Origin of the sequence: Butyricicoccus faecihominis, from assembly GCF_024462775.1 — a bacterium.
Taxonomy (GTDB): Bacteria; Bacillota; Clostridia; order Oscillospirales; family Butyricicoccaceae; genus Agathobaculum; species Agathobaculum faecihominis_A.
The window spans coordinates 239,028-260,904 of sequence record NZ_JANGCE010000001.1 but is presented as its reverse complement, the minus strand read 5'-3'; the positions used below and the strand labels follow the sequence as shown (position 1 = coordinate 260,904).

The 21,877-nt window shown below is 50.5% G+C and carries 19 protein-coding genes; 6 read left to right on the top strand and 13 right to left on the bottom strand.

Annotated elements, in window-relative coordinates:
• Positions 1-64 precede the first annotated feature (64 nt).
• From NE562_RS01300 to NE562_RS01275, 6 genes are all read left to right on the top strand, one after another.
• Positions 65-1,243, top strand: coding sequence for an ABC transporter substrate-binding protein (locus tag NE562_RS01300; protein ID WP_280960580.1), 1,179 nt, complete (start codon positions 65-67; stop codon positions 1,241-1,243).
• Positions 1,244-1,317: 74 nt separating this feature from the next.
• Positions 1,318-2,184 (top strand): branched-chain amino acid ABC transporter permease, encoded by an 867-nt coding sequence (locus tag NE562_RS01295; RefSeq protein WP_280960579.1) that lies wholly within the window; start codon positions 1,318-1,320, stop codon positions 2,182-2,184.
• Positions 2,185-2,201: 17 nt separating this feature from the next.
• Positions 2,202-3,224 (top strand): branched-chain amino acid ABC transporter permease, encoded by a 1,023-nt coding sequence (locus tag NE562_RS01290; protein ID WP_280960577.1) that lies wholly within the window; start codon positions 2,202-2,204, stop codon positions 3,222-3,224.
• Between the two features lie 4 nt (positions 3,225-3,228).
• Complete coding sequence (locus NE562_RS01285) at positions 3,229-4,011, top strand: ABC transporter ATP-binding protein (RefSeq protein ID WP_280960576.1); 783 nt, start codon at positions 3,229-3,231, stop codon at positions 4,009-4,011.
• Positions 3,995-4,702, top strand: coding sequence for an ABC transporter ATP-binding protein (locus NE562_RS01280; RefSeq protein WP_280960575.1), 708 nt, complete (start codon positions 3,995-3,997; stop codon positions 4,700-4,702). The genes NE562_RS01285 and NE562_RS01280 overlap by 17 nt, the downstream gene beginning before the upstream one ends.
• Before the next feature lie 94 nt (positions 4,703-4,796).
• Positions 4,797-6,392 (top strand): response regulator transcription factor, encoded by a 1,596-nt coding sequence (locus NE562_RS01275; protein WP_280960574.1) that lies wholly within the window; start codon positions 4,797-4,799, stop codon positions 6,390-6,392.
• Positions 6,393-6,483: 91 nt separating this feature from the next.
• On the opposite strand, the gene NE562_RS01270 is transcribed toward NE562_RS01275, so the two are convergent.
• The 13 genes from NE562_RS01270 to NE562_RS01210 all read right to left on the bottom strand — a co-directional run bounded on the left by NE562_RS01270 (position 6,484) and on the right by NE562_RS01210 (position 21,815).
• Positions 6,484-7,311: a class II fructose-bisphosphate aldolase gene (locus NE562_RS01270; RefSeq protein ID WP_280960573.1), complete on the bottom strand. Its 828-nt coding sequence runs from the start codon at positions 7,309-7,311 to the stop codon at positions 6,484-6,486.
• Positions 7,312-7,341: 30 nt separating this feature from the next.
• Complete coding sequence (locus tag NE562_RS01265) at positions 7,342-8,292, bottom strand: carbohydrate kinase family protein (RefSeq protein ID WP_280960572.1); 951 nt, start codon at positions 8,290-8,292, stop codon at positions 7,342-7,344.
• Positions 8,293-8,297: 5 nt separating this feature from the next.
• Positions 8,298-9,380 (bottom strand): alcohol dehydrogenase catalytic domain-containing protein, encoded by a 1,083-nt coding sequence (locus NE562_RS01260; protein ID WP_280960571.1) that lies wholly within the window; start codon positions 9,378-9,380, stop codon positions 8,298-8,300.
• A 35-nt stretch (positions 9,381-9,415) separates the two neighbouring features.
• Positions 9,416-10,729 (bottom strand): transaldolase family protein, encoded by a 1,314-nt coding sequence (locus tag NE562_RS01255; RefSeq protein WP_280960570.1) that lies wholly within the window; start codon positions 10,727-10,729, stop codon positions 9,416-9,418.
• Positions 10,730-10,956: 227 nt separating this feature from the next.
• Positions 10,957-12,093, bottom strand: a complete 1,137-nt coding sequence (locus NE562_RS01250; RefSeq protein WP_280960569.1) for an ABC transporter substrate-binding protein — start codon at positions 12,091-12,093, stop codon at positions 10,957-10,959.
• Complete coding sequence (locus NE562_RS01245; RefSeq protein ID WP_280960568.1) at positions 12,090-13,691, bottom strand: response regulator; 1,602 nt, start codon at positions 13,689-13,691, stop codon at positions 12,090-12,092. Before NE562_RS01245 ends, NE562_RS01250 begins: the two co-directional genes overlap by 4 nt.
• Positions 13,684-15,459: a sensor histidine kinase gene (locus tag NE562_RS01240; RefSeq protein ID WP_280960567.1), complete on the bottom strand. Its 1,776-nt coding sequence runs from the start codon at positions 15,457-15,459 to the stop codon at positions 13,684-13,686. Before NE562_RS01240 ends, NE562_RS01245 begins: the two co-directional genes overlap by 8 nt.
• Before the next feature lie 91 nt (positions 15,460-15,550).
• The gene (locus NE562_RS01235; RefSeq protein WP_280960566.1) at positions 15,551-16,525 is read right to left on the bottom strand and encodes an ABC transporter permease; all 975 of its coding nucleotides are present in this window, start codon (positions 16,523-16,525) and stop codon (positions 15,551-15,553) included.
• Positions 16,522-18,015: a sugar ABC transporter ATP-binding protein gene (locus NE562_RS01230; RefSeq protein WP_280960565.1), complete on the bottom strand. Its 1,494-nt coding sequence runs from the start codon at positions 18,013-18,015 to the stop codon at positions 16,522-16,524. Before NE562_RS01230 ends, NE562_RS01235 begins: the two co-directional genes overlap by 4 nt.
• 76 nt (positions 18,016-18,091) lie before the next feature.
• Positions 18,092-19,243, bottom strand: a complete 1,152-nt coding sequence (locus NE562_RS01225) for a sugar ABC transporter substrate-binding protein (protein ID WP_280960564.1) — start codon at positions 19,241-19,243, stop codon at positions 18,092-18,094.
• A 3-nt stretch (positions 19,244-19,246) separates the two neighbouring features.
• The gene (locus tag NE562_RS01220; protein ID WP_280960563.1) at positions 19,247-19,999 is read right to left on the bottom strand and encodes a cyclase family protein; all 753 of its coding nucleotides are present in this window, start codon (positions 19,997-19,999) and stop codon (positions 19,247-19,249) included.
• 209 nt (positions 20,000-20,208) lie between these two features.
• Positions 20,209-20,766 carry a hypothetical protein gene (locus tag NE562_RS01215; RefSeq protein ID WP_280960562.1) on the bottom strand — a complete coding sequence of 186 codons (558 nt, stop codon included), beginning with the start codon at positions 20,764-20,766 and terminating at the stop codon, positions 20,209-20,211.
• Positions 20,767-20,885: 119 nt separating this feature from the next.
• On the bottom strand, positions 20,886-21,815 hold the full coding sequence (locus tag NE562_RS01210) for a hypothetical protein (protein WP_280960561.1): 930 nt from the start codon (positions 21,813-21,815) through the stop codon (positions 20,886-20,888).
• Positions 21,816-21,877: the final 62 nt, after the last annotated feature.

The following is a 21,877-nucleotide window of genomic DNA, read 5'->3' as shown; positions in this document are numbered from 1 at the left end:
AATGTGAAATATTATCTTGAATATCTTGATTTCTTTTGTAGTGCGCAACGGATATCATAAATACATGGAAACCAGAAGAAATCAAATGAAAGAAGGTATTATGGTGAAGCGAACAATTAGTTTAGCGTTATGCGGTGCCATGCTGCTGGGGGCATTGGCAGGCTGCGGCAAAGGCGGAGAGGAAGCGCCGATTAAAATCGGTTATTTTGGTCCGCTAACAGGCGGTACCGCGCAATCTGGACAAGCTGCGCGAAACGGTCTGCAAATTGCCGTTGATGAGCTGAACGCTGCCGGCGGCGTACTCGGCAGACAGGTTGATGTGATCGAATATGACGACAAATCCTCGCCGGAACAGGCGGTACGAGCAGCGACAAAGCTGGTACAAGTCGATAAGGTTGACGCTATCTTCGGTTCGCTGCACAGCGGCAATGTTTTGGCGGCGGCTCCTGTGATCGAGGACTCAAAAACATTGACTGTTGCGGGTGGCACTTCCCCCACCTGGCTGCAGCAAGGCTATACCTACTTGTTCCGTGCGTTGGCGAACAGCGATGTGGCAGCGGTACAGCTCGCAAAATACGCACAGAGCCAGAACTTTAAGCGTATCGCTATCTTTACTAGCAACGACGAGTATGGTTCCACTGGCGGGCAGGGATTTATTCAGGCTGCCACGCCGCTTGGCATAGAATTTGTGGCGAACGAAACGTTTACTGTGGGCGACCGGGACTATACCGGCCAGTTTGCTAAGATTAATGCGGCAGAGCCGGAAGCCGTACTAGTCTGGAGCGTTGGCGAGGAGTTGGGAGCGGTGACCAAGCAGCTAAGACAGTCCGGGTATACCGGTCCGATTCTTGGGCCTGAAGGCTATACGCTGCCGGAAATTTATGAGATCGCAGGCGATGCAACGGACGGTGTCTGTTTTGCCGCACAATATCTGGTATATGCAAATCCGGAAGACGCAGAAGATCCGCAGATGCAAGCATTTCTACAAGCCTATCTGGATTCCTATAACGAACCACCCGCATCGGACAATGCTTACCGCGCTTATGACGGCATGAAGATGATCGCTCTAGCAATGGAGACCTGTGGCAAGGCCAACGGCCCGGAACTGCGTGACGCTTATAATGATATTGATGGTTATAAGGGCTTGGCCGGTACGTTCAGCTACAAAGGCAAAAATGGCGAGGGTATTGATACCATGCGCATCTATAAAATGCAGGGCGGCAAATTTATCGAAGCCAATTAACGGTCGGCGATATAACCGGGTTGTGCGGAGCAATCCGGTTATATTTTTAGGACGTTTGTATGAGGAGGTAGCTTATGTTTTGGCAACTGCTGGTCGGCGGGCTGGCCGTCGGCTGCATCTATTCGCTAATCGGTTTAGGATTCAACCTGATTTACAGCGCTTCCGGCTTGATGAGCTTTGTTCAAGGCGAGATATTTATGTTGGGCGCGTTCGTCGCGTTTACGATTCACATATCTTTTGAGGTTCCCTTTGCGATCGCGGCAGTGCTGTCCATGCTGGTCATGTTTCTTTTCGGTATGCTGTTGGAGCGCGGCATGATCGGTCCGTTGCTGCGTAAAGGCAGCAAGCAGATCCATATCGTTCTGGCAACGATCGGTCTGTCAATCTTTTTACAGAACTTTGCCATGCTGGTATGGGGCACAGATATCAAGAACTTCCCTTCTGCGTTTGGTGAAACGCCGATACGGATTGGTCTAGTCTCCATTATCCCCCAGCAGATCGCGATCATCTTTGTGACGATAGCATGCATGATCGGTATCCATTTTTTCATGACGCGCACTAAAATGGGAACCAGTTTACGTGCTGCGGCGCAGGAACCAATGGCTGCCGGTGTAGCCGGCATTAATGTACCGCTTACGGTCGGTTTGGCATGGGCTTTGGCGGCGGTGCTTTCTGCGATTGCAGGCATACTGCTCGCGCCGATTTATGGTGTATATGCGAAAATGGGCGCACTTTTGTCCACCAAGGGCTTTGCAGCGGCCGTACTTGGCGGCTATGGCAATATGTACGGTGCGATGATCGGTGGATTAATCTTCGGTGTAGTGGAAACAATGGCGGCAGGTTACCTGTCTTCTTCGTTGAAAGACATTATTTCCTTTGGAGTACTGATTGTGGTGCTGTTTGTTATGCCAAGCGGTATTTTGAAGGTGAAGGCGGATTGATAAAGGAGGTGTTATCCGTGCGTAAAATAATGAGCTGTCTTGCAGGAAAGCGGATGCAAAAACACATTTTATTTGTGGCGCTCGCCGCAGCCCTGTTATATCCAATCTTATTCAGCAGCGAAACCTATATGCTGTTTCTTCTGTGCATGTTTGGGATTTACATTATCGTCAACACAGGCTTTGATCTGGCGTTTGGATATTCCGGACAGATTTCGTTGGGCCAAGCGGGCTTCTACGCCATCGGTGCATACGCTACTGCGTTCTTAAGCTTCGCTGGTGTGCCGGTCGTTCTCTCGCTGTTTCTTAGCGCAGGGGTTGCGGCGTTGGTCGGCTTTGTGCTCGCCAAACCCTGTGTTAAGCTAGTACATCACTTTTTGGCGATTGTTACGATCGGCTTTGGCGAGATTGTTCGACTAGTTGTTTTGAATGGCGGCGCAGTGACCGGTGGACCGGACGGTCTAATCGGGATTCCGGCGCTCAGTCTATTCGGTATAGAGTTGCGCGACTATGGAAAATATTTTTACTTTGTACTGGCCATGGTACTCCTATTCGTTATCGTCAAGTCCCGTATTGTCAATTCCCGTGTTGGTCGCGCGTTTGTCGCGATCCGCGACAACCCGGAGGCAAGCGAAGCGTTTGGATTAAAACTATCCCGGTATAAATCGCGAGCATTTACGCTTTCCGCGTTTTATGCCGGTTTCGGGGGTGCTCTTTATGCGCATTTGGTACGGTTTATTAGTCCAGAATCCTTTTCATCCGAACAATCCAATATGTTTCTCGTCATGATCTTGATCGGCGGTATGGGAACACTGCTCGGTCCGATTCTAGGCTCCGGCATTATCATAACGGTGACCGAACTTTTGCAGAAGTTCGGCAATTATCAGATGCTGCTCTATGGCTTGATTATTATCTTCGTACTCTTTGCCATGCCCAACGGCATCGCGGGCACCTTGCGCAACCGGTTTTATCATGAATTTGTACATGTGCCTGTTCGTGTGAAAGAAGACACGATGCCAAACCATAGCGCAGAGGGAGGATAAACGGATGGAACTGCTGAAAGTGGAGAATGTGACCATGCAATTCGGCGGCTTGAAGGCGATCAACGCGCTGACCATGTGTGTTCGCAAGGGAGAGATCCACGGGCTACTTGGTCCGAACGGCTCGGGGAAAACTACCTGTTTCAATGTAATCAGTGGCGTCTATCAGCCGACGCAAGGCGAGGTGTTGCTGGAGGGTAATCGCATCAATGGCAATCAGAGACATGAAATCAGCGGCTTGGGCATCGCCCGCACTTTTCAACATATCAGCCTGTTTGGTGAGATGAGCGTATTGGACAACATTATGGTTGGACAGCACTGCCGCACCAAAGAAGAATTTATCGGCGCGATCTTTCGTACAAAGGAGGAACGAGCTGAGGAAGCGCGTATCGTTGCGAGAGCATATGAGCTGTTGGATTTCGTAGGACTTGCGCACCGTGCAGGCGAAAAGGCGTGCAATTTACCCTATGGCGAGCAGCGTCTTCTGGAGATTGCGCGCGGACTGGCCAGCACGCCCAAGTTGCTAATGCTGGATGAAGCTTCCGCAGGTATGAATTCGGTGGAAAAGGACAACTTGATCCGCATTATTCGTGCGATTAGTGCGCAGGGCATCACGATCCTGATGATCGAACATGATATGAAGCTTGCGATGGGACTTTCAGACGAAATCACTGTACTCGACCATGGCGCAAAGATCGCTGAAGGTCTGCCACATGTGATACAAACAAATCCTGCAGTAATAGAAGCCTATTTGGGTAAGGGAGGTGCGCCGCATGCTCAAAGTAAATGATCTGCATCACAAATACGGTGCGATCGTCTCACTCAAGGGCGTCAGCATGGAGGTAAATGAGGGAGAAGTTGTCGCGTTGATCGGGGCAAACGGCGCAGGAAAGACCACGTTACTGCGCTGCATCTCGGGTATTCTCAAGCCGTGTGGCGGCGATATCTTGTATCGCGGCGAAGCGATTAACGGTCTGCCTTCCTATAAGGTGGCGCACAAAGGTATTTCACAGGTTCTGGAATCGCGCCATGTATTCCCCAAGCTGACGGTTATGGAAAATATCCAAATGGGCGCCTTTATGCGAAAGGATAAGAAAAAGATTCCGGATGATATTGAGGAGTTATTCGAAATTTTTCCGCGGCTGCGCGAGCGCGTGGATCAAAAAGCGGGTACGCTATCCGGTGGCGAACAGCAAATGCTGGTCATCGTACGCGCAATGATCGCAAACCCGACGCTATTAATTTTGGACGAGCCATCTCTAGGCCTTGCACCGATTTTTATTGAAGAAATCTTTCATATCATACCGCGATTGCAGCGGATGGGAACTACGATATTACTGGTCGAGCAAAACGCCAGTATGGCGTTGGCGATTGCAGACCGTGGCTATGTAATGGAAACCGGACGTATCACCTTGTCAGATACGGGACAAAATCTGCTTCACAACGACGAGGTGCGCAAGAGCTATCTTGGAGAACAATAAGCAAACATGGATCAGATTGACCTAAAAGTCCTGTGTTCACCACAGGACTTTTGGTGCGTTCCACTGAACCGAGCTGAGTAAAGGAGACTAAGAGATGTATCAGGTCTTTATAGCGGATGATGAAGATATCATTTTGGATGGGATATGCTCCACCGTTCGGTGGGATAAGCTGGGGTTTTCTATTGTAGGTACGGCACGGGATGGCTGCTCCGCTTATCGGGGCGTTGCAAAGCTGCGGCCTGACGTTATCCTGACCGATATTCGTATGCCTGGCATGGATGGCTTGCAAATGTTGCAGCGAATCAGCGAGCTATGCTATCACCCGATCATCATTATTATTACAGGACACAATGAATTCTGTTATGCCAGAAAGGCATTACAACTTGGAGTTTATGATTATATTTCTAAGCCGATTGATATCATGGAACTTGAGCAGTTGCTTATTGAGATTGCGGCACAGCTTGATCAAAAGCGGGCAGAGCACGATAAAATGGAAGAGCTTCGCAAACGCATCGAAGAGGCGAACAACTGGGAACTGCAAAATGCGCTGCGGCGCTATATGTTGGGTGGAGTAGACGCGCATAGCCTGATAAAAGTACTGCCGGAGAACATTCGTTCCAAAGACTATGTCGCGGGTGTGATTGTACAGCTGGAGCGATTCGATGATCTGACTCGCCGTATGAAGGGTGAGGAGATTTTCGATCTGACAGAGCGGTTTGAGCAAATGATTTTCTACAGCAGCCTTCGTCCGCCAATATTGGTCGAAGAAACTGCAGGAAAATACGTTCTACTTTGGACGAGTGGTGAGGAACAAGAGACGGCGGCGCTGCGAGACGCTACCATTCGCCGTCTGCGAATGAACTGGAAAGAATGCGCCTATGTCACCTCGACCACGGGGGTCAAAAAGGGGCTTGCTGCTTGTGCACAATTATATAATGAAGCTTCTGAAGCGTTGTATCAGGTCTTTTTGAAGGGCGGCAACTGTGACTATATGTACCACGAGCCACTCTCAAATAACGCATTGAGTCGCTTTGATAACGGTTTGATCCTGCAGACGATATCCAGCTTCGACAAGACGAAAATCCGTGAAGAGTTTGACCGTGTTGAACAAACGATCCGCCAATCCGGTGTCAATTCCTTTTTGCTCACGCGCATGCTGGTGAGCAACGTATTTATGGAAATCATCCACCTTCTCAGCGATATTCGGCGTCCGCTAGGACACCTTTGCGAATCACCTGAGACCGCGTATAAACAAATATTGAGTTGCACGACGCTATCTGACATGATGCAGGAGCTTTATCGATTCGTTGCGGCTATCTGCGACGCTCTAGCCGAGGAAAAACGCAATGCATCCAGCGTGATGATCGAGCAGGCAAAGGTTTTTCTTCGAGCGAATTTTCAAGACCCAAAGCTAACATTGGAGATTGTGGCAAAGCAAGTTAACGTATCGACTAACTACTTTAGCCTGCTGTTCAAGAAGACGATGGGACAGTCCTTTGTCAGTTACCTGACCGACCTACGGCTAGAACACGCAAAAAAATTGCTGGAATCAAGCGATTATCGCTCATATGAGATCAGTTACCGGTGCGGATATGAAAATCCAACGTATTTTTCAACGATTTTCAAAAAGCATTTTGGCCTCTCCCCTAAGGAGTATCGGGAACAATTTAGTCGTCTAACGACGGGGTAACATTTTAAACAGGCATGGCGGCGTCACAATTAGACGCCGCCATGCCTGTTTAAAAAGAAGAAGAGGAAGAAAAAAGAGAGGTTTTATTGAATTATTCAGCCTTTCCGCATGACATGCACATGCGAATGGCGTTTGTAACAACTTCTCGAATTTTTTGCTTGGCAAATTCGTTTGCATCGATCGTATGGATCAAGCCTTGCTCGCGGAATACTGTTTCCAGAGCTTGCACATGGGCGTGCCAAATTGCCGTACCAACATTCACCTTGCACATGCCGAGCCGAATGCTATGCTGCACGTCGACTTCCGGGATACCAGTGCCGCCGTGCAAGACAAGCGGTATATCAAGCTGATCGCGTACTTGGGCCAAACGCCCAAAATTAAGCTTGGGTTCGCCCTTGTAAAAACCATGCGCCGTGCCGATACCCACAGCAAGCGAATCGGCGCCGGTCTCCTCTACCAGCCTGACTGCTTCCGGAACCTGTACCAGATAGTCCCCACCTTCAAAATTGCCTTCATAGCCGCGCCCCATGATCTGTCCGATCTCACCTTCCACGCAGATGTCGCGCGCATGCGCATAATCGACCACAGATTTGACAGATGCGATATTTTCCTCTAGCGGAAGTTTAGAACCGTCAATCATAACCGAATCAAACCCACAATCGACCGCTTCCTTGCACATCTCAACGCTGACGGAATGATCCAGATGCAAAATGACAGGCACTTGAGCTCTTTCGATCATAGGCCGTGCCATACCAGCCAATACCGAACAGCCATGTGCGTCTACCACTTTGGGGATACTGGCGACCATCACCGGAGATTTTTCCAGCTCCGCAGCTTCAATAATGGCTTCCAGCTCCCAGATGTCGGCATAGTTAAAAGCCGGGATCGCATAGCCCTCATTTTGTGCTTTCTTAAGCATAGGTAATAGTTTGGACATTTCATGCTCCTTTTATAAAATAATATTTTGTTTTTCCCAAAGCCACTGAAGCATCTGATCTGCGCTCTGCACCGCACCAGTCGCGCCGATCGCTCCAATACTGATCGACGCGGTGGCCGAAGCAGCAAGTAAGCAGCGGCGCTCGTCCCAGCCGTTCAAAACGCCGTGAAGAAACCCGGCGATAAAATTATCACCTGCACCCGTCGTATCCACTACGGGTGCAAGGAATGCCGGCTGAAGCATTTGCACGCGGGCATTCTTCAGCAGGCAGCCCGACGCGCCTAGCTTAATGACGACATTTTTAACTCCGTAGGACAGTAGCTTGTCCGCCATGCGCTCCGGATCATCTTCCCGCGTTAGATATTTCGCTTCATCGTAGCTTGGTAGAAAATAATCCAGATGCTGTAGAACAGGTAGCATATTTTCCGCACCGATACCGTAGGAATCATACATTGCATCCGCGCTGGTGATGATGCCGTGTTGCTGCGCATTTCGTAACAATGCGGCGAGATCGTTGCCGAACAGTTTCTTGAAAGTAAATACGCTGCCGATATTCAATATTTTGGCGCGAGTGCATAGATCCTGATCAATGTCCGCAAGCGTAAAACTGTCACAGGCGCCACGCTTGACGATAAAGTTCCGTTCACCGTCCGGCCCGATCATGACTAAACACACGGCGGTCTGTGCCTGTGGATTAACCGCCACTTGAACGGTATCGATCGCCCGCTCATGCAGCAGTTCCATGGCGAGATGGCCGAAATGATCCTCTCCAATGCTGCCGCATACACCCACGCTATGACCGAGACGAGATAAAGTTACCGCTTGATTGGTGCCGTCTCCGCCTACGACCACATTATAATTCGATACAAGCGTGGCATCGCGGTCGAAAACACCGCGGTCGACGGGCTTAACGAGAATATTTAAATTCAACAAGGTCACGCATAAAACGTCAAGTTTTTTCATGACAATCATCCATTCTCAAGGGATGCAGGCGGAAAGTCCGCATCCGCGTTCCACCGCAACATAATTTTTCCATGTACCTTTTTGGCACGGGCATCCGCCAATGCGTCGAAGATCTGCTCAGGTTCGATCAACCGATCTACTAATCCGCCGACCTGTACCGTTTTCAGCAGTATAGCCGCAGTTGGCCATTCACTGCCAGGGAATGGTGTGGAATAGGATTGCCATGCTCCGCGAATCCAGATTTCCTTACGGTTGATCTGTTCAAACTCCTGCGGTTTAAAGTGGACATCCGAAAACGGCGTGCCGATATAGACTAACGTGCCGTGCGCTGCAGTTAAGGATATAGCGGCCTTTTCTGTAAATTCCACGCCACCGGTTTCAAACACATAATCGAACAAGTGACCACCGGTGATCTCGCAGGCCTGTCCAAACCAGTCTCCTGCGGTACTAACAGTGTAGGTCGCTCCCAGACCTTGCGCAGCTTGCAGCTGATGTGGGCTGATGTCAAATACCGAAAGGGATTCTGCACCCATAGCGGCAGCAGCCTGCAGAGTCAGAGCGCCGATTGTGCCGCACCCCACAATAGCAGTCCTTTTGCCCTGTTCAAAATTTCCCATACGGATACCGTGCACAGCTACGGTCAGCGGTTCGAGAAAAGCGCCTTCAAAAGTAGAGACGCCGTCAGGTAGTTTGACAATATTGATCTCGTCTACCTTGCAGTATTCCGCCCAGCCGCCCGGCAGCTTAACGCCAATGAAGCCACGCGTGTTAGCGCACTGACCGACACGATCGTTACGGCAGTCCTCACACACGCCGCATACGGTTTTAGGCGCGATCGCGACACGGTCTCCGACCTTGACGCTTGTCACCCCCGCCCCGACCGCCTGAACGGTGCCGGCGAATTCATGTCCGTGCGGCACGGGATGCTCTAGCGGGATCGGATAGTCACCGATGATCCGCGCCAACTCTGATCCACATACGCCGGCATAATGCACCTTCACGATCACGTCGTCCCCTTTTTCAATCACAGGAGTAGGGAATTCCTCCAAGCGCAGATCCTCTTTGTCGTAATAGACTAACGCTTTCATGGCCTCGCGTCCCTCCTTTGGACGGTGGTAGAACGTTATTTGGCTGCATTCAAGAATAGTTTTTGATAAGTGAGCACGCCGGAAGCGCTGGCGAAACGTGATAGGTATGCAGGCGGTGCCGTGACGACGACGCGATGGACCATATCTTCAAACTCAGGTTCTGTCAGCATCTTGTCAATACTTGGATAAAGCAGTTCGCCGCCCATTGAGCAAATGATCAGCCGTGTATCCGGCAGGTTAGAAGCACGCAATACACGCAAGCTGTGGCGAGTGGCATCCAGACCATCAGCCCCTTCACTATCTTGCGCATGACGGTAAGCGATCGTGCGCTCAGCCTTTTCCAGAATGAAGGCAATCGGTCCAGCTACTTCCGTCGGCGAGAGCATATCTTCCTTGCGCATATAATTTCGGATGGCCTCTGCGTACCGCATATCATTCGTCAAGCTATAATTATGCAGCATGGATCGTAACGCATCTGTGGCGAAAAACCTCTGTTTCAGGAAGGTATTGATGAAATAGGGCTTTGCCTGAAGGGCCAGCGCAGTCTGGTGTGGCTCAAACATAAGGGTAAAGTTAGTGCGGTAGCCGTGCTGTTCGAGAAAATACGCCAGATTATGTCCGTAAAAATTGCTGTCTACCGTTCCATCTTCAAAGCCCTTCTCAAACGCTCCCGCGATCAGTTTATCAGCGCTGTCGGCGGTGATCGGCCCGGTGTGCGGCACCTTTACGACCAGTCGGTACGGCGTAAGAATCTCCTCGAACTCGGCTACCTCTTCCAGAATCTCGCTGCGCGGTGCGAAGGGGTTGTCGATCTCTACACTGATATCCACTCCGGGTCCAAGAATACTGCATAGTTCGCGCATGACCTCCTGTCGGTTCTTGAATTTATTGCCGACATTTGCCGCTGGATTATTGATAAAGCTATTATAAATGATTGCAGGATTGCAGGTGAGATTGGCTACAAAATTTTTGATTGGCGCAACTTCGTAGGGATTGGCACTGTCGGCAGAGAAGAGGACGCGAGTCGGACGCTTATGGCCGTTTTCGCCATAGGAGATATCGCGTATTAGGTCCACCCTTGCGCTTCCGTCATCGCTAAACTCAAATGCGGGGCGGAAACCAGCCGGAATAACGCCGTCAGCTGGATGAAAGGTTTCGATGACATGCTCAAATTCCTGCGTTACCCCTATAACGCCAACACAGCGGGTTAAGACCTCCAGTTCTCCGAAGGCCACCTCCAGTTGTTCGATACGCCGCCAATTCTGCGCCGGCGTATTGGGATCGACTTTAAGTTTTCCGGACGCAACAAGCGCGCCAAGCGTGATTTTCATACTGCTCACAGAAATCATTGTTATTCCTCCCCGATCGGTTATCATAATCTAATCTGTCAAAAGCCGCTTCTATTGGCCCACGTTTCAATCCCTCCCCGTATATCTGCGAAACACTTGGCTCGCCTATTTACCGTACCTTTTCTATGCTTTCATTATAGGTTCTCGGGTGAATCGCAACAAGATGAGAATACTTCACATTTTTCACAACCTGTTCTACTTTCTTATGATGGTTTGGGACGACCCCTTTAAAGAACAGGTACGACCGTACCACTCTCGACTGTATAGACGCGAGGATAGTCGATTCCGTCGCCGCTATTATTAAAATTAAAAATACCGGCCATTCCCTTCACGTTCTGGATCGAACTGACGGCCTGCTGTAGCGTGAGTTCCGGTCGTTCGGTCCGAATAGCAAAAGCCTTCGAAAAAAGTAGCATTTGATCGTAACCCGAAAACAGCGCATGGGACGTAGGATATTCACCATAGCGCCGGACATAACAGTCGGTTAAAGCGCTTAATACCTCGCTTTCAATCTCCTCAGTCGAACGCGGTACACGGTACTGCGCCGTAAACACGACATTATTGGATGCAATACCAAGAGCATTGATTACCGCTGGTTCTCCACAGTTCGAGGAAGCTAAAATAGGCCCTAAGTACCCTGTATGACGCAGCATACGAATAGTTTGTATCAGAAACTGCTGATCGCCCCAGACGGCAAACGCTTCCGTTGCCAATTCACCGTCGATTGCGAGGTACTTCGACTGGTCGTTTGATAGCTGTGTATTGCTTGATATCTGGCTATCTTTTAAGCACTGCAAAAAAACTTCTGCCTGTTCTTTGCTGCACGCTTCATCAGACATAAGCACGGTAACGCATCGATAGTGCTGTGACAACGCATATCCGGCAAGCGCTTCGGTCATAGCGTGATTCGTGCTTACGACGCGAAAAGGACCGAACACGTTCGTGGGATAGTTTTGATCCGTTGCGATAAAAAACGGGCAGCCTCTCGTTTCCAATGCAAGACGCAACGTAGCATCGGGCAGCGGCGTACCGGGGGCAAAAAAAAGCGCGGATAGCTTTTCTTCTCGAACCGTCTTCAGTAAAACATCTTGCCATCCGGCATCTCCTGCTACAGGCAAGGCGTGTATCTCAACTTTATGCCCAACAAAGATACCCGCTTGCTCCGCCTGTTCAGCCATAAGCTCCACACCACCAAGTCCACATTGTGCAGCGCGCTGTTGTGACAGATCAGCCTGCTGTTCGGAAATACTGATATATCCGATTCGAACCATGTCAATCTTTGCATCGCACACCCGATAGAGGCGAGACAGTGTAAACAGCAGCACTGCCGTGGTTGCGGCAATGTAAGAAAGCCGCTTCATCATAGCCTCCCGCCCCCCTCCCCAGTGCGCGCACCGCAGTAATCGGATGGAGAAAGCCCGGTATGGCGCTTGAAAATTGTGCTGAAGTATGCGGGATTGTCGTAACCGCATTGATAGGCAACCTCATAAGAGCGAAACTGTCCGGTCAGCAGAAGCTGCTTTGCCCGCTCTATTCTGATCTGCGTTAGGCTGCTGATAAAGGAACGCCCGGTTGTCTGCTTGTAAAGAGAACTGAAATAATTTGGTGAAAGGTTAACCGCTGCTGCGGTCTGCTCCAGTGAGAGTTTGGGATTCTGATAATTTGCTTGCAGATAGGCGTTTGCCGCTGCGATAGTCGTCCGATTGGATGGCGTGATATCGGTGGACAATGCGTCACAAACCTGAGACACGAACTCATAGAGAGAAGCTACGGCGTCCGACAAGGTTTGACAGCGCAAAATTTCTTGATACAGCCTAGTCGGATCATTGACAATCCTGCCTATCGGAAAATGCAACGTGACCAGTGTATGTACAATTTCTGAGTAGACATGGCTGATTGCCAGACGTGTAAACAAATAGGAATTGTGTCCTGCATTGCGGACGGATTGCTCAAATTGTTCGAGTTCCTGCTTGATCTGCCGCTTGTTCAGAGTAGGAATGGCCTGCAGAATACCACCGATCTCGATAGGGATAAACGTTTCGCTTATCTCCCCGAAATCGGTCGGAGTCAGGTCGGCGTTACCACTGCTGAGAAAGGCGGCTAATAGCACGTCACAAGCCTGCTCGTAGGACTGCACAGACTGAACAATGCCCTGAACGGCATGTCCGCACGCCGTAGTATAGGCATAGGGCGGATCTAAACAACGGAGCATATGCAGGTAAGAATCCCGCGTTGATTCCGTCTCCAGCGCATCGGCACCTGAAAACAGCAGCGCATATCGTCCGTCTACATCGGTTGAGAGCGACAAAGGACCATTTTCGCGAAAAGCCCAGCTTTCCACCTGCATGGATAGGGAAAAAACGCGCTCCTCGTCTAACGCATTGGTGAGATGGTGAAAGTCGTCGATTTGCAGCAGCGCGCAGCTATACCATGCGTTGGCATCAATATGAGCAGGTAGTTTATTGAGTAGGGTTGGCGCGTCCATCCGTCTCTGCAAAAATTGCTGCATATCCAGCCGAAGCAACTGCGCACTTTGTTCCTCCAGCCGCCGCTGCATCTGTTCCAGTTTGGAGGAAGCCGTATCACGGGAGCGCAGCACCTCAATTGCCCGGTGCAGTGTCTGGTCAATCTGCTCGATCTGAATCGGTTTTAGGATATAATCAAGCACGCCTAGCTGTAGGGCAGCGCGGGTGTATTGAAACTCATCATATCCGGTAATGATTACAATAACGGCCCGGCAGTCCTTCTGTCGCAATTGTTTTATCAGTTCCAGCCCATTAACCAGCGGCATCATGATGTCGGTCAGTATAATGTCCGGTTGATGAAGTAGCGCCTGCTCGGCAGCCTCTCTTCCATTGCCGGCCGTGGCGGCGAGCTGTAGGCCAAGCTGACCCCAGCAAATTGAGCGGCAAATATTATCGCGGATGATCGGTTCGTCATCGGCAATGAGCACCTTATACATTCGTCTGCCCTCCCTGTGTCTTTTGAATACGGACAATGACCGCTGTTCCAAAGCCCGGCTCGCTCTCGAAACGCAACCCGTATGATTTCCCCATCAGCGCCCGAATCCGCTCATCCACATTACGCACACCGAAACCTTCGGACGAAAGAGTCGCGTCCGGGACAAGGCTAGCGCGCAGATCCGTCAACTGTCTCGCGGACATCCCGACGCCATTATCGATAATCTCTATTTGGATTGAATCTTGATAATCCAGCACGTTGATCTGTAGCAGGCAACGGTGTGCGCAAGGCTTGATACCGTGATACAGCGCGTTTTCCACCAGCGGCTGGAGGGTCAGTTTTGGAACAGCACAATCGACCGCGCTGGGAACCATATTTATTTGATAAGAAAAAATATCAGCATATCGAATCTTCTGTATAGCAAGATAGCTTTCCGTATGTTTCATTTCTTCCGAAAGCGTAATGATGTCACGCCCACCGCTTAAACTGGTCTTAAAAAAAACGGTCAATGCGTCGACCAGCCGAACCGCCTCTGCTGCGCGTCCCATACGCGCCAAACCAGAGATCGAATCAAGCGTATTGTAGAGAAAATGCGGCTTGATTTGCGCTTGCAGGGCGCGAAATTCCGCCTTATGTAAATGTTCCTGCTTTTCGGCATTCTGCGCAACCAATGTGTGCAGCCGTACAGTCATCGTATTAAAGGACGCCGTCAAATTGCCAACCTCGTCTCCTCGCTCAACTGGTAAGGTGATGTCGAACCCACCCTTTTCAAGGCGTCGGATACCATCCGCCAAATGAGTGATCGGACGAAGCTCATACCCGACCGCACGCCGAGACACCGGCAAGGAAACGATCAAAAACAGTCCAAAAACGGCCAGAATCGTCAGCGTAAGCATACGGCCGCTTTGATTTAAATAAGGCTTTGGGATCACACCTGCGACGATCCAGTTGCTTTGCTCCAGACGCTGACATATAAACACACAATCCGACTGGTCGATCAACACGGGCTCGCGGCCGATCGCAGACTTGCCGGTCACCGCAAGATAGGACTTTATGCTTTGCTCGCCCAGTCCTTGTTTGCCTGCGGCAATCAACTCATTTTGTTCATTGAGCAATAGTAACACCCCTGCTTCCGGCTGCATGCGTAATGCCTGTTCAAGCCAATAGTGCTGAATCTCAATGACCGTAACGCCGCGTGGCTGATCTGTGACGGCGCTTCGCACCTGCGCACACAGCGCAATCACAGACTGCCCTGCATTCTGCACGGCCAGCGAACGATTTGCAGATGCAATCCATACGTCGTAATAATTGGTATGAGCTCGATTGAAGGTGTCGCTCTGCAAAAAATCACCCACATCCCACGCAAAATAACGGGATTTTAGCTGCATTCCATTATCCATCAGTACGTATATACCAAAGATATCCGAACGGTATTGATTGAGTGAATGCAGCTTTTGATCACCCATACGGGTATCCTCGACGAAGCGCTCACGCGAAGTATAATTGCGATCTGACATCGCTTGAATATCCGGATCGGCATTGATCAAAGAAGGCAATCGGATCGCTTCATTTAGCAGACTGTCAATAGCAACTACGGTTTTTCCAATAATCTGTCGGCTAGACTGCAGTGACAATTCAAAAATGCGGGATACGGAAACATGGTAGAAAATAAGACCTGTGGCGATCAGGGGAACGATCATCCAAAGTATGAAATAGGCGCGCAGCCTGCGCTGCATGGAATTGCGAAAAAAAGATACAAAACGGGACAAGAAAACACCTCCCCTATTAAAACCCCAATTTTTGCAGAAAATACCGGACAGCACGAAAGCCCGCAACCTGAATTGCGGGCTAAACATGCGCTTATTTTCTTTTTTCACGAATGGTAGATAGAATAACAGCCGCCACGATAATCGTGCCCTTTAGCATCATCTGCGGATATTGCGGTACGTTCATCAAATCGAGAATGTTATTAATGATACCTAGAATAAAAACGCCGATAACCGTTCCACCAACGTTTCCGATACCACCGTTAAAGCTCGCGCCTCCGATTACGACAGCTGCAATACAGTCCAGTTCCAACCCATCGCCGCTTGTTGGTGCACCAACACCCAGACGTGCGGTCAATAGGATACCGCCGATGGCACAGCATAAGCCGGATAGCAAGTAAGGAATCATTTTCCATCTACACAGGTCAACGCCGCTTAACTTGACCGCCTCTTCATTGCCGCCGATAGCGTAAATAATACGTCCGGCTATGGTATAGCGCAGAAGCAAAAAGGTGAGAATGATCATTAACAGCCAAATGAGGGCCAGAATAGGCACGCCAAGAAGCTTGGCGCCACCTAGCCAACTCATGAAATCGGCGCCCGGCAGTGAGGACCATATAATAGGCGTTGAATTCGTATACCAATAAGCGATTCCTCGGGCAAAGCTGAGCATGCCCAATGTAACAATAAATGGAGCGATCCGCATACGAGAAACGATAAGGCCATTAAACGCTCCGATCAAAGTACCGACCAACATCGCAAGCAGAATGGCAATCCCAATAGGCAGCGAACGCATAAAGCCGGCAACGAGCACACCGCAAAGTGCGACGATGGAACCGACCGAAAGATCGATGCCACCAGTCAGGATCACAATAAACATCCCCATGCTGACTACCATATTCATCGCAATTTGAACAACGAGGTTCTGCGCATTGGCTTTAGATAGAAACACAGGGGAAAGCATGGACGCAATGACGACCATGAGCAGCAGAACGATCATAGGGATCGCCTGATCCTTTAGGTATAGGATTAAATTGATACGAAAGCTGGTATGTCGTTCGTCTTTCATGAGGGATCACTCCTATACATCAAGCTGAGAATATGCTCACTGTTCTCCAAATCTTGTTCAACCTCTCCCACAATCGCGCCGTCACGCATTACGAGGATACGATTACACATGCCCTGTACCTCTTCTATTTCTGAGGAAATCAGAAGGATCGACATGCCCGCTTGCCGCATTTGCTCAAGTAGCGCATAGATTTCGCTTTTTGCACCGACATCGATTCCCTGAGTGGGCTCGTCAACTATCAGGATGTCGGGCTGTGCCGCAATTGCCTTGGCAATGACTACTTTTTGCTGATTGCCTCCGCTTAGGTTACGCACAAGCGTTTCAATGCTTTGCGTTTTTATACGCATTTGCTCGCGCAGCCGCTCAACGAGAGTGCGCTCATCAGACTTTTGACACCACCCCCATTTTGAGATGCGTTTCAGATTAGAGAGCGTGACATTTTCTCGTATTGGCCGGACAAGCACCAGCGCTTCTCCCTTTCGGTCCTCTGGGGCGAGAAAAATTCCGTTTTTCATAGCGTCACGCGGCGAACGGATGTTTTTTTGCAGTCCGTTAATCCGTATTTGCCCTTCCAGCAACGGATCGAGTCCGTAAATTGCCCGCGCCATCTCCGTACGGCCACTGCCCACAAGCCCAGTTACCCCGAGAATCTCTCCTCGCCGCAAGCGGAAGGTAATACCACAGACTTTCGAGGTAGAAACGTTTTTTACCTCTAGCACAGTCTCATCGCACGTATAGTTGGATCGTTTCGGAAACATAGCGCCCATCTGACGGCCAAGCATATGGGTAATTAAATCGGTCTTACTCACATTTTGATTCGGCAATACAGTCACTAATTCGCCGTCGCGCATGATAGCAATCCGGTCGCTGATCTGAAAAATTTCTTCCAATCTGTGAGATATGTAGAGTATGGTTTTCCCGCGTGCCTTGAGCTGATCCAGCAGTGAGAATAGCACGCCGACTTCCTTGTTGGAAAGCACCGCTGTTGGCTCGTCAAAGATGAGAATCGCTGGGTCTCGGTTCATGACCTTAACGATCGCTACCAGTTGTCGGTAAGCCACATTCAAATTTTTCACTTTTTCATACGGGTCGATATCGACCCCGCAGCCGCGAAGCAGACCTTCCGCTTTGCAGAAGAGATCCGGCCAGTGTACTAGTCCTTTTTGTGCAAATCCCTGTTCGCCTAAAAAAAGGTTTTCTGCAACTGTCAACTCGGGGATCAATTCGGCCTGCTGGTAGACCTGCGCGACGCCAAATCTTTTGGCTTCGAGCGGTGACCGATATTCCGCCTTTTTTCCGCTGATCCATATCTCTCCGCTGTCACGAATGTATGCGCCGGTTAAAATCTTCATCAGCGTCGACTTACCCGCGCCGTTTTCGCCGACAAGGGCCAGCGTTTCGCCCGGGTAAACATCCAGCGTAACCGCTTTTAGCGCGTGGACCATGGTAAAGCGTTTATCAATTTTCTTTAGTTGTAGAATCGGCTGCATGGCCCGCTTCTCCTTTCCGTGATCGAGTGAAGAAACTCCGGCTCCGGTGCTCCGCATCGAAACCGGAGTCATTGGTTCAAAACGCGGAATCAGGATTGTAATAATTGTCTATATTATTAGGAGTTACAAGAGTTGGCTCGGGTGCAATCTGTCGCGAAGCCGGATATGACGTGCCGTTGAGTGCGCTGATAATCGTACGGGCGGCCATTTGCGCCACCTCTGTAGGGCTGTTCAGACCGACTGCCTGAATGGGTCCGTTCTCCTTCATGATGTTTAGTTCTGCCTTGGAACCGTCAACACAGCCCATGATCAAGTTCTGGTCGACTCCCTGCCGCTTAGCCGCGGCAGTTGCGCCTACGGCATGTCCGCCGCAGGTACCAATGATCGCTTTTAGGTTCGGATGGGCGACGAGCATGTTCTCCGCTGTCTTTAGGCCCGCTTCCTCTGTATACGCGCCGGCATATAAAAACGCGCTTTCAACGATCCGTCCCTCTTTATCCACAGCCTGAATGGCATCGCGTTCACCTTTGTTTCGGTTAGAGGCGATGTAGTTGCCATCCGTGCCGCCAATCAAGCCATATTCGATCTCGCCTTCCGGATACATTTCAAGCAGGCGGGTCGCCAATTCCTCGCCAACCGCATAGCCGAGCGAGTATGCGTCCGTAATACAGGCAGTCATATACTTTGCACCGTCGTCTGGGGGCAAATCGACGGAGATAACGGGAATGTCGGCGTCATAAGCTTTATTCAGAGCAATGTTGATTGCTGCTTGCGGATCCGCAGGATTTACGATAATTGCATCCACCCCCTGTGTGATGAAATTCTCAATCTGCGAGACTTGCTTGGTGGCATCGCTATCGCATTCAACCATAAGCACCTTGCAGCCAGCGTCCTCCAGCTCAGCAGTCAAATCATCTGCCAGTTGCCGAAACCAATCTGAACTTACGCTTACCATCGCGAGGCCGATTGTGTACTCCGTCGCGGCTTTCTCCAATTTTAGGCTAGAAAGATCAACATATGTCATTTCGCTCGAAATGTTATCGTAAATACTTGCTAGGTCAAGTGTATCCGCCGCAGGGTCCGGAGCCGTGGCGGCATTGCTGCCAACATCTTCATCGGCAGGCAATGCTGTCTTTTTTGCATGTTCGCCGGAACAGCCGGTAAATAGGCACAGCCCAAGTGTACTTGCCAAGATTACGGAGAGAAATCGTTTCGTTATGCTTGTCATTTTTCAGTCCTCCTTACATGAATCCTTTGGGATGATAGCAATCGGACGGATCGGCGAGCCTGAACCGTTTTTGATTTTGAGAGGAAGTGCTGCGAAATAACTGCGTGTGGGAAGCTGATCCAACTGGTGCAGCATTTCCATAATCAAAATATGATTAGGTAGCCAATACGCAAAATGTCCATAAGAGCGCTCTTCAACCCCCGCTTTTACCGGCGTATCACAGGCGATCGTATCACTCCCGACCGCTTTAACCTTTCGTTCGGCAAATAGCTTGACCGCATCCTCGGCAAGACCGGGCTCATTGAGCGAATAATACTTTCCGGTTTGATCTAGCGTCCAGTATTTCTGCCAGCCAAAGTGCAGCAGCACGATGTCGTTTGGTTCACATCGATCCCCCATGACTTCCTCAAGCTGCAAAATTTGTTCCGCTGTGATCCGTTCGCCGGGTTGAGCATTCAGTTGAGACAGATCGTATAAGATTGCCCGTCCAAACAGCTTGTTCGGCGAATAGGTGTCAATGGTATGCTTCATCATATCTGAATGGATATGTGCTGGTGCATCCACATGTGCACCAGAATGCTCACCGAGCACCAGACATTGACAATAATATCCGTCATGCTCATGCGTAATAGTCTGATCCACGATGATTTGAGGATGGGTGGGCCATTTGGGCATGTTGTGCTCGATGGTGGGCGAAAGATCGACGAATCGCGCTTCATCAAGCAGCTTGGTCAGGATCTTTAACGAGTCCGGCATGTACATTCCCTCCTTTTTTCACGTCCGGTACTATTTATGGTGCTTTTATTATAGGCTATATACGCGATTGTCAGGAATTAAAATTTTTATCATTATCTTTTATATTATTACGGGAACATCGTTGTATCCTCTCCATAAAAACTATAATTACAAATCTGCTGAAGCCAAAAAAGCCCTCCTGATTTACAGGAAGGCTTTCTCTGATGTACTTATGGTCTGAACAGCAGGCAGCCGTTTTCGCTTGCGATCTCGTTGACGGACAGGCCCCAATCCGCCAGCTTTTGATTGACCGTTTCGGCCAAGGAATTCGTAAAAGAGGATACGACCTGATCGGGCAGCGCGATACCCGCGATCTCGGCACGCGTTGCGGCGAGGCACAGCGCACCGTCCTTTACCGAGACTTGCCAAGAGCCGTACAGCTTGCACGGATCGGGCAAAAACATAGCGGCAGTGCGCAGCATGCCGGCGTCCAGCCCACTATCTGTCAGCGCCTGCTTGGATACGCTGGCGCTCACCTCTACCGTTGCATGCGCGCCAATGCGCACGGTCATTGCATCAGGCGTAAGCGGCAGCGCTTCGCTGATCAGCGCCCCTAAATCATTCTCGCTAAGCTGTAATTCCACCTGCTCATCCTCCCCTTCCTCCTCCGGCGGTTCGGCAGGCTGCCGTACCGGCTGTTGCAGCAGCATTTTGCCAATGAGCAGCAGGCAAAGCAGCATACAAACGCCCAGAATCAGCGTGTAGACCACACTTTTTTCCTCTTTCATGATCGCCCTCCCCCGCACAGTCTGTTATACTGTATGCGAAGGATCGGCCGAACATGCCTGACATGGATCTGTACGAAAAGAAGGGCGCCTAAGCGCCCTTCTTTTATGCGATTGATCGGTTATTTGCAACCGCAGCCGCAGGTGTTGCTATTGTTGTTGCCGCAGCCACAGGAATTGTTGTTGTTACCGCAGGGATTGCAGCCGCAGCCGGGGCCGAACTCCGGGCACTCCTGCTTGGGCGGGAAGAACTCGTCGATCGGGAACTCAAAGTTTGCGAATACGGCGCAGGGATCCTGCTCGCCGCCGGTGCCGCTGTTCGAGCAGTCGCGGCGCGGCATGCAGATATCGTATGCAGGCATCAGCAACTGGATATCGCGCTCCAGACGGATGATCGAGAACTGGCCCAGCGTGACGAACAGCTGGTAACCGCGGTTGTCAAGCACGATGTCGTCGCCCGCGAAGCAGCGGCAGAGCGAAGAAGGAACTTCGTTCAGGGCGCAGCAGCAGCAGTTGCACGAGGTTTCGGGAGAAACGATGCTGGCATCCAGCAGAATGGGGTCGACAACTTCGACGACAGCCTGCGGCATATTGCTGTTCTGGCAGAGCTGAACATCCATGCCGTCCTCGATATAACGGGACGAGAAGATGCGGGCGCCGCCTTCGCTGCCGAACAGGATGACGCGCTTGTCAAATACGGAGAGGCCGTCGATGATGCGCGGGCGGCCGATCGGGCAACTGACTTCGACTTCGATCTTGTAGAAGAAACGGATATCGACGGTGTAGAAGCCACGGTTAAACTGGACCTTCTCCACATCGATCTTGACGCAGAGCAGCTCGGCAGAGCGGGGCTTTACCGACGCGATACCGCCGGCATTGAGCAGCTCCTGCCCCTCGCGGCACAGGTAAACGCGCAGGTCGCGCAGGCATTCTTTGCTCTTGCAGGAATCGTAAACTTTATTGGTGTGAACGCAAACCGCTTCGCGGAAACCGCCTGCAGCAGCGTTGTTATTGCCGCAGACGGGGCCGGGGCAACATACTTTATCAGCCATGTGTAATCTCCTCCGAATAGTGATTGAAGAAATCTTCAATAACAGCCTATGCGAAGAAAATC